Origin of the sequence: Burkholderia sp. Se-20378 (genome assembly GCF_017104665.1) — a bacterium.
GTDB classification, from domain to species: Bacteria; Pseudomonadota; Gammaproteobacteria; order Burkholderiales; family Burkholderiaceae; genus Burkholderia; species Burkholderia lata.
On the sequence record NZ_JAAGPG010000459.1, the window covers coordinates 1 to 6539 of the forward strand.

Below are 6539 nucleotides of genomic sequence, written 5' to 3' on the forward strand. Positions count from 1 at the left end.
AATACTACGGCGACCCGCGAGGTCTACACGCTTGCGCACCCGCTTTCCCTGCACGACGCTCTTCCGATCTCCGGTGCGGCATGGCGTCGGCCTGCACGCCGATGCGGCGAGCGCCGCGCTCGATGCGGTCGTCAGCGCGATCAACCGCTCGGCCTGGCACTGCGCGGATCACCGCGCAGCGGCCTGAGCGCCCGGTTCCGTTTCAGGGTTCAAACGTCAGCGAGCGGGGCGTGACCGCCCGTGCGCCGCGCGATCCGCGCCGCACGAGGCAGCAAAAAGCGGCCCAGAAGGCCGCTTCGGTCGGGACATGAAAAGGAGCGCCATGCGCGCTCATGTCTCGGTCGCGCACCGCGTCGCCTGCCACGCGAACAGGCTCCAGCGGCCCTGTTCGTGGGTGTGGACGGAGGTATAGGCAATCGGGAAGACCAGGCCGCCGTTGTTCGTTTCCATTTCGATCAACGCGCGCCCGGTGACGATGCAGGTTTCATCGCCGACGGGCAGCACGTCCTGCGACTGGATTTCGATCTGGCGATAGCGGCGGCGGCCGGCGACGATGGCGTCGATGAACTGCTGCTTGGTTTCGCGTTTGCCGTTGGTGTGCACGAAGAACACCTTGTCCGACAAAAGCGCGTCGAGCGCCTCGCCGTCCCCGTCCACCATCGCCCGGAACCGATCGCGCTCGAGCGCGCGGATCGCATCGACCACCTTCGCCATCGCCTGACTCCTCGGCAACGCGCACGCCGTGCGCGGGCATGCGGATCAGAAGTTGTACTGCAAGTAGAACTGGTGGAAATTTATACCAGGATTCGGCTCTTTGATACCCGCGTTAGACACATGTTCAAAACGGTAGCCGACCTGATACTGTTGCCGTTGGCCGAACTGCACGCCCACCCCCGCCGTCGGCGCGAACTGGAACGCGGTCCCCATCGAGAAACGATCCGAAATCGTCGGGTGCGTCAGCAGCCTGATGCCGCCGCCGGCCTCGATGAACGGGCGAATCTCGCCGGCGCTCTTGATGAAGCGGAACATCGGCGTCACGCCGAATTCGCCAATGCTGCTGTGGACGTTGCCGCCCGTGTGCCAGTAGCCTGCGTGCCCTTCCACGACGAACGCGAAGTGCCAGCCGCCGATTTCCCACCAGTTCCAGCCCGGATCCCACACCACGCCGAGATCGGCCTTGTCGACCCCGTGGCGATCCGAAAAACCGCCGCCCGCCTGAATCCCCCATCGATCCGCACATGCCGCACCCGATCCGCCCAGAAGGGACGCCGCCAGCATCGCGTGCAGCGCAAGCCGGCTGCGGGGCCGGCGATTCTTCTTATTGTTCATCAGTCACTCCAACTTTGTGGGTTGAATGGAGCCTGCCGCTTCGGCCGGCTCAAGCGAACTGAATGGTATGGTAAAGGACTTTTCGGATCGGCATCGCAAAGCGAAATGGCTTCCTTCCAAAACGACAAAAATTGAAATCGTCTACTGATTACCATCAGAAACAACGGCTTACGGAACTTCGCTTCGCCCCCTCTGTCGCAGAATAGACTATCGACTCGACAAGCTCGATAGAAAAAGTGGGAACTCCGATGCCCACGCGTGCTCTAAGGAATTAGCACTCGTCTTGCGGGAGTGCTAAGATGGCCCACGGAATTTCATTCGAGACCGGGGGTTTGTCCCTGATTCCAAAGGAGTTTTTTTAGTGAGCAACGCCCTGACCCTCCCGAACACCCTGAGCCCGACGCCGGCCAAGGCCGCATCGGCAGGCTCGCTGGCGCTCGCAGCCCAATCGATGTTGCCGGGCCAGCTTGGCAACATCGACGCGTATATCCAGGCCGTCAATCGCATTCCGCTGCTGACGGTCGAAGAGGAACGCCAGTACGCGACCGAATTCCGCGAAGGCAACAACCTCGACTCGGCTCGCCGCCTCGTGCTGTCGCACCTGCGGCTCGTCGTGTCGATCTCGCGCAACTATCTCGGCTACGGCCTCCCGCACGGCGACCTGATCCAGGAAGGCAACATCGGCCTGATGAAGGCCGTGAAGCGCTTCGATCCGGCCCAGAACGTGCGTCTCGTGTCGTATGCGATCCACTGGATCAAGGCCGAGATTCACGAGTACATCCTGCGCAACTGGCGCACGGTGAAGGTCGCGACGACGAAGGCGCAGCGCAAGCTGTTCTTCAACCTGCGCAGCCACAAGAAGGGCCTGCAGGCGATGACGCCCGAGGAAATCGACGGCCTCGCGAAGGAACTCAACGTCAAGCGCGAAGACGTGACCGAAATGGAAACGCGCCTGTCGGGCGGCGACATCGCGCTCGAAGGGCAGGTCGAAGACGGCGAGGAGTCGTACGCGCCGATCGCCTACCTGGCCGACTCGCACAACGAACCGACCGCCGTGCTCGCCGCGCGTCAGCGCGACACGCTGCAGACGGACGGCATCGCGCAGGCACTCGGCGCACTCGACGCGCGCAGCCGCCGCATCATCGAGGCGCGCTGGCTGCACGTCGACGACGACGGCTCGGGCGGCTCGACGCTGCACGATCTCGCTGCCGAGTTCGGTGTGTCGGCGGAACGCATCCGCCAGATCGAAGCGAGCGCCATGAAAAAGATGCGCACGGCCCTCGCCGAATACGCGTAAATCGCTGCGATTTAGAGCGCTTCATCAAAAACCGCTGCCCGACCGGCAGCGGTTTTTTTTCGCCCGTCTTTTCTCCTGCTTTTCATTCGCTTCTCCGCTCGCTTCATCACTCGTTTCTGCGCCGATTAATTGACCTGATTCGTCAGGTAATACGCAGTTTGCGGGCCCCTTCCGCATAACCTTGATCTGCCTCAAGTTTCGGCCCGTGTTTCGCGACGGTCTGCCGCAGCGCAGCACTCGGCATCCGAAAGCCGTCCTTTTAAAATTGGCATGTCAGGCGCAAAAGGATTAAAACAGCTTCACGGCCGTCATAAATCCGACGTAAAGTCGCCCCAAATCAGACTTAAATCGATTCAGGATAATCGCCTTGATCTCGATCAATAAAGAGCCTGCGCCGCCTCCCCCGCGGCCGGCCGGTACGATCGGCTGGCGCGCACGCATCGCCGCGTGGGCACGCGGCCCGACCCTCGCCCGCGACATCACCCTGGTGCTGATCGTCAAGCTGATCCTCCTGATGTCGCTCAAATACGCATTCTTCAATCATCCGCAGGCCGAGCACATGTCGCTGCCGCCTGCCGCCGTCGCCGAGAAGCTGCTCTCGGTACCGGCGCCTGCATCTACCGAGGGAGACCACCATGATAAGTAGTGAAGTCGTCGATCTGTCACGTCTGCAGTTCGGCATCACGGCGCTCTACCACTTCCTGTTCGTACCGCTGACGCTCGGCCTGTCCTGGCTGCTCGTCATCATGGAAGCGGTTTACGTGATGACCGGCAAACAGGTCTACAAGGACATGACCCAGTTCTGGGGCAAGCTGTTCGGCATCAACTTCGCGATGGGCGTGACGACCGGCATCACGCTCGAATTCCAGTTCGGCACGAACTGGTCGTACTACTCGCACTATGTCGGCGACATCTTCGGCGTGCCGCTCGCGGTCGAAGGCCTGATGGCGTTCTTCCTCGAATCGACGTTCGTCGGCCTGTTCTTCTTCGGCTGGAACCGCCTGTCGAAGGTCAAGCACCTGATGGTCACGTTCCTCGTCGCGCTCGGCTCGAACCTGTCCGCGCTGTGGATCCTCGTCGCGAACGGCTGGATGAACAACCCGGTCGGCGCCGAGTTCAACTACCAGACGATGCGCATGGAGATGACGAGCCTGTTCGACGTGCTGTTCAACCCGGTCGCGCAGGTGAAGTTCGTGCACACGGTGTCGGCCGGCTACGTGTCGGCGGCGATGTTCGTGCTCGGCGTGTCGTCGTGGTACCTGCTGAAGAAGCGCGACGTCGACTTCGCGCTGCGCTCGTTCGCGGTCGCGGCCGGCTTCGGCCTCGCGGCGACGCTCTGCGTGATCGTGCTCGGCGACGAATCGGGTTATACGACCGGCGAAGTGCAGAAGATGAAGCTCGCCGCGATCGAATCCGAATGGGAAACGCAGCCGGCACCCGCATCGTTCACGCTGATCGGCATTCCGAACCAGGAAGAACAGCGCACCGACTACGCGATCAAGATCCCTTACGCGCTCGGCCTGATCGCGACGCGCTCGATCGACGAACCGGTGATCGGCCTGCGCGAGCTCGCGAAGCACAGCGAGGAGCACATCCAGAGCGGGATGGTCGCGTACGGCGCGCTGCAGAAGATCAAGCAGGGCGACACGAGCGACGCCACGCGCGCACTGTTCGACCAGCACAAGCAGTACCTCGGCTACGGGCTGATGCTCAAGCAGTTCACGCCGAACGTGGTCGATGCGACGCCCGAGCAGATCAAGGCCGCCGCGAAGAAGACGATCCCGCCGGTCGCGCCCGTGTTCTTCTCGTTCCGGATCATGGTGGCCCTCGGCTTCCTGTTCGTCGCGACGTTCATCGCCGCATTCTGGTTCTGCGCGCGTCGCGAACTGCTGCAGGACAACCGCCGCTGGTTCCTCCGCTATGCGGTGTGGGCAATCCCGCTGCCGTGGATCGCGATCGAATTCGGCTGGATCGTCGCCGAGCTCGGCCGCCAGCCGTGGACGATCGCCGGCGTGCTGCCGACGCACCTGTCCGCGTCGAGCCTGCAGCCGAGCGACCTGTACCTGAGTCTCGCGGGCTTCATCCTGTTCTATACCGCGCTGTTCGTCATCGAGATCAAGCTGATGTTCAAGTACGCGCGCCTCGGCCCGTCGTCGCTGCATACCGGCCGCTATCACCACGAAATCGCGGCCGCCAGCGAGCGCGCCCCGGCGTGAGCACGCACCTGAAACGGAACAAGGAATCGCTATGGACTATGCAACTCTCAAGCTGATCTGGTGGCTGCTCGTCGGCGTGCTGCTGATCGGCTTCGCCGTCACCGACGGCTTCGACATGGGCGCGACCGCGCTGCTGCCGTTCCTCGGCAAGACCGACGAGGAACGCCGCATCATCGTCAACACCGTCGGCGCGACGTGGGAAGGCAACCAGGTGTGGCTGATCACGGCCGGCGGCGCGATGTTCGCGGCCTGGCCGCTCGTCTACGCGGCGTCGTTCTCCGGCTTCTACTTCGCGATGCTGCTCGTGCTGTTCGCGTTGTTCTTCCGGCCGGTGGGCTTCGACTACCGCAGCAAGCGGCCCGACCCGCGCTGGCGTGCGGGCTGGGACTGGGGCCTGTTCGTCGGCGGCTTCGTGCCGGCGCTCGTGTTCGGCGTCGCGTTCGGCAACCTGCTGCAAGGCGTGCCGTTCAAGTTCGACAGCGACCTGCGCGTGACCTACTACGGCAGCTTCTGGGCGCTGCTGAACCCGTTCGCGCTGCTGTGCGGGCTCGTCAGCCTCACGATGCTCGTCGCGCACGGTGCGGCCTTCATCAAGATGAAGACGGAAGGCGTGATCGCACGCCGCGCATCGGTCGCGCTGCGCGTGACGTCGTTCCTCGCGGTCGTGCTGTTCGCGCTGGCCGGCGTGCTGGTCGCGTCTTATATCGGTGGTTTCCACATCACGCACGCCGCGCCGACCGATACGGTCGCGAACCCGCTGCTCAAGGACGTCGCCGCCGGCTCGGGCCTGTGGCTCGCGAACTACAGCGAATTCCCGTGGATGATCGCGGCGCCCGTCGTCGCGATCGCGGGCGGCCTGATCGCGCTGCTGCTCGCCGGTTCGAAGCAGGAGAAGACGGCGTTCTTCTGCACGGGCCTGATGATCACCGGCGTGATCCTGACCGCCGGCTTCTCGATGTTCCCGTTCATCATGCCCTCGTCGCTCGACCCGCGCAGCAGCCTGACCGTGTGGGATTCGACGTCGAGCCACATGACGCTGCAGGTGATGCTGTTCGCGGTGATCGTGTTCCTGCCGCTGATCCTGCTCTACACGAGCTGGGTGTATCGCGTGATGCGCGGCAAGGTCACGCGCGAGGTACTCGAAGAGAACAAGCATTCGATGTATTGATGCTTTGAACCGGGACGGGGCGCGCACGCGCCCTCGCCCACCGTTTCGCAAGGAGTCGGATCATGTGGTATTTCAGCTGGATTCTCGGTATCGGCGTCGCGCTGTCGTTCGGCATCGTCAATGCGATGTGGCTCGAAGCGCGGCAGAAGACGCAGGAAGCACGCGTTCGCCACGACTGACGCGCGCGCCGGTCATGCGGCCGCCGTCCGGAAGGAACCTCGCCTCGCGCGAGGTTTTTTTTCGCCCCCGGCCAGCCGGACAGGCCCGGTCGCCGATGCCAATTTAGCGCCAGATTGATACCACTTGAATACCAATAAAAGGTTTCATAAGATCTTTGGACACGGCCGCAGACAGGCCGAATCCTTCTGGGTGGGGGAGACATGCGAATCCCGTATGTGGCGCGCGCGTGCGCGCTATCTCGCCGTCGGCGTGCGGCGGCCGATTGCGCGTCGTCGGCGAGCGTTGCCGTCGTCGACCGCGCAGGTCGCGCGCGCGCCTTTGCCAACGGGCGCGCCGTCATTGCATCAGC

Annotated in this window: 8 protein-coding genes and 1 pseudogene; 7 read left to right on the plus strand and 2 right to left on the minus strand. The window is 63.3% G+C overall.

Annotation, left to right across the window (positions count from 1 at the left end; all coding sequences use genetic code 11):
* A pseudogene (locus G3N93_RS31170) lies at nucleotides 1-187 on the plus strand (2-isopropylmalate synthase); the annotation flags it as partial.
* Between the two features lie 143 nt (nucleotides 188-330).
* Here the strand turns inward: G3N93_RS31170 and G3N93_RS31175 are convergent.
* Nucleotides 331-714, minus strand: coding sequence for a nuclear transport factor 2 family protein (locus G3N93_RS31175; RefSeq protein ID WP_011353245.1), 384 nt, complete (start codon nucleotides 712-714; stop codon nucleotides 331-333).
* Nucleotides 715-759: 45 nt separating this feature from the next.
* Nucleotides 760-1329 (minus strand): lipid A 3-O-deacylase PagL, encoded by a 570-nt coding sequence (gene pagL, locus G3N93_RS31180; RefSeq protein ID WP_174916245.1) that lies wholly within the window; start codon nucleotides 1327-1329, stop codon nucleotides 760-762.
* A 361-nt stretch (nucleotides 1330-1690) separates the two neighbouring features.
* Between pagL and rpoH the strand changes: the two genes are divergently transcribed.
* The 6 genes from rpoH to G3N93_RS31210 all read left to right on the plus strand — a co-directional run.
* The gene (gene rpoH, locus G3N93_RS31185) at nucleotides 1691-2626 is read left to right on the plus strand and encodes an RNA polymerase sigma factor RpoH (RefSeq protein ID WP_046544376.1); all 936 of its coding nucleotides are present in this window, start codon (nucleotides 1691-1693) and stop codon (nucleotides 2624-2626) included.
* Between the two features lie 367 nt (nucleotides 2627-2993).
* Nucleotides 2994-3272: a cytochrome oxidase putative small subunit CydP gene (cydP, locus tag G3N93_RS31190; RefSeq protein ID WP_011353248.1), complete on the plus strand. Its 279-nt coding sequence runs from the start codon at nucleotides 2994-2996 to the stop codon at nucleotides 3270-3272.
* The gene (locus G3N93_RS31195; RefSeq protein ID WP_011353249.1) at nucleotides 3262-4842 is read left to right on the plus strand and encodes a cytochrome ubiquinol oxidase subunit I; all 1581 of its coding nucleotides are present in this window, start codon (nucleotides 3262-3264) and stop codon (nucleotides 4840-4842) included. Before cydP ends, G3N93_RS31195 begins: the two co-directional genes overlap by 11 nt.
* 31 nt (nucleotides 4843-4873) lie before the next feature.
* A complete protein-coding gene (gene cydB / locus G3N93_RS31200) occupies nucleotides 4874-6010 on the plus strand; it encodes a cytochrome d ubiquinol oxidase subunit II (protein ID WP_206134679.1) in 1137 nt (378 codons plus the stop codon).
* A gap of 62 nt (nucleotides 6011-6072) precedes the next feature.
* On the plus strand, nucleotides 6073-6189 hold the full coding sequence (cydX, locus tag G3N93_RS31205; protein WP_011353251.1) for a cytochrome bd-I oxidase subunit CydX: 117 nt from the start codon (nucleotides 6073-6075) through the stop codon (nucleotides 6187-6189).
* A gap of 124 nt (nucleotides 6190-6313) precedes the next feature.
* Nucleotides 6314-6539 (plus strand): hypothetical protein (locus G3N93_RS31210; RefSeq protein ID WP_206134680.1); only part of this gene is annotated, 226 nt, incomplete at its 3' end.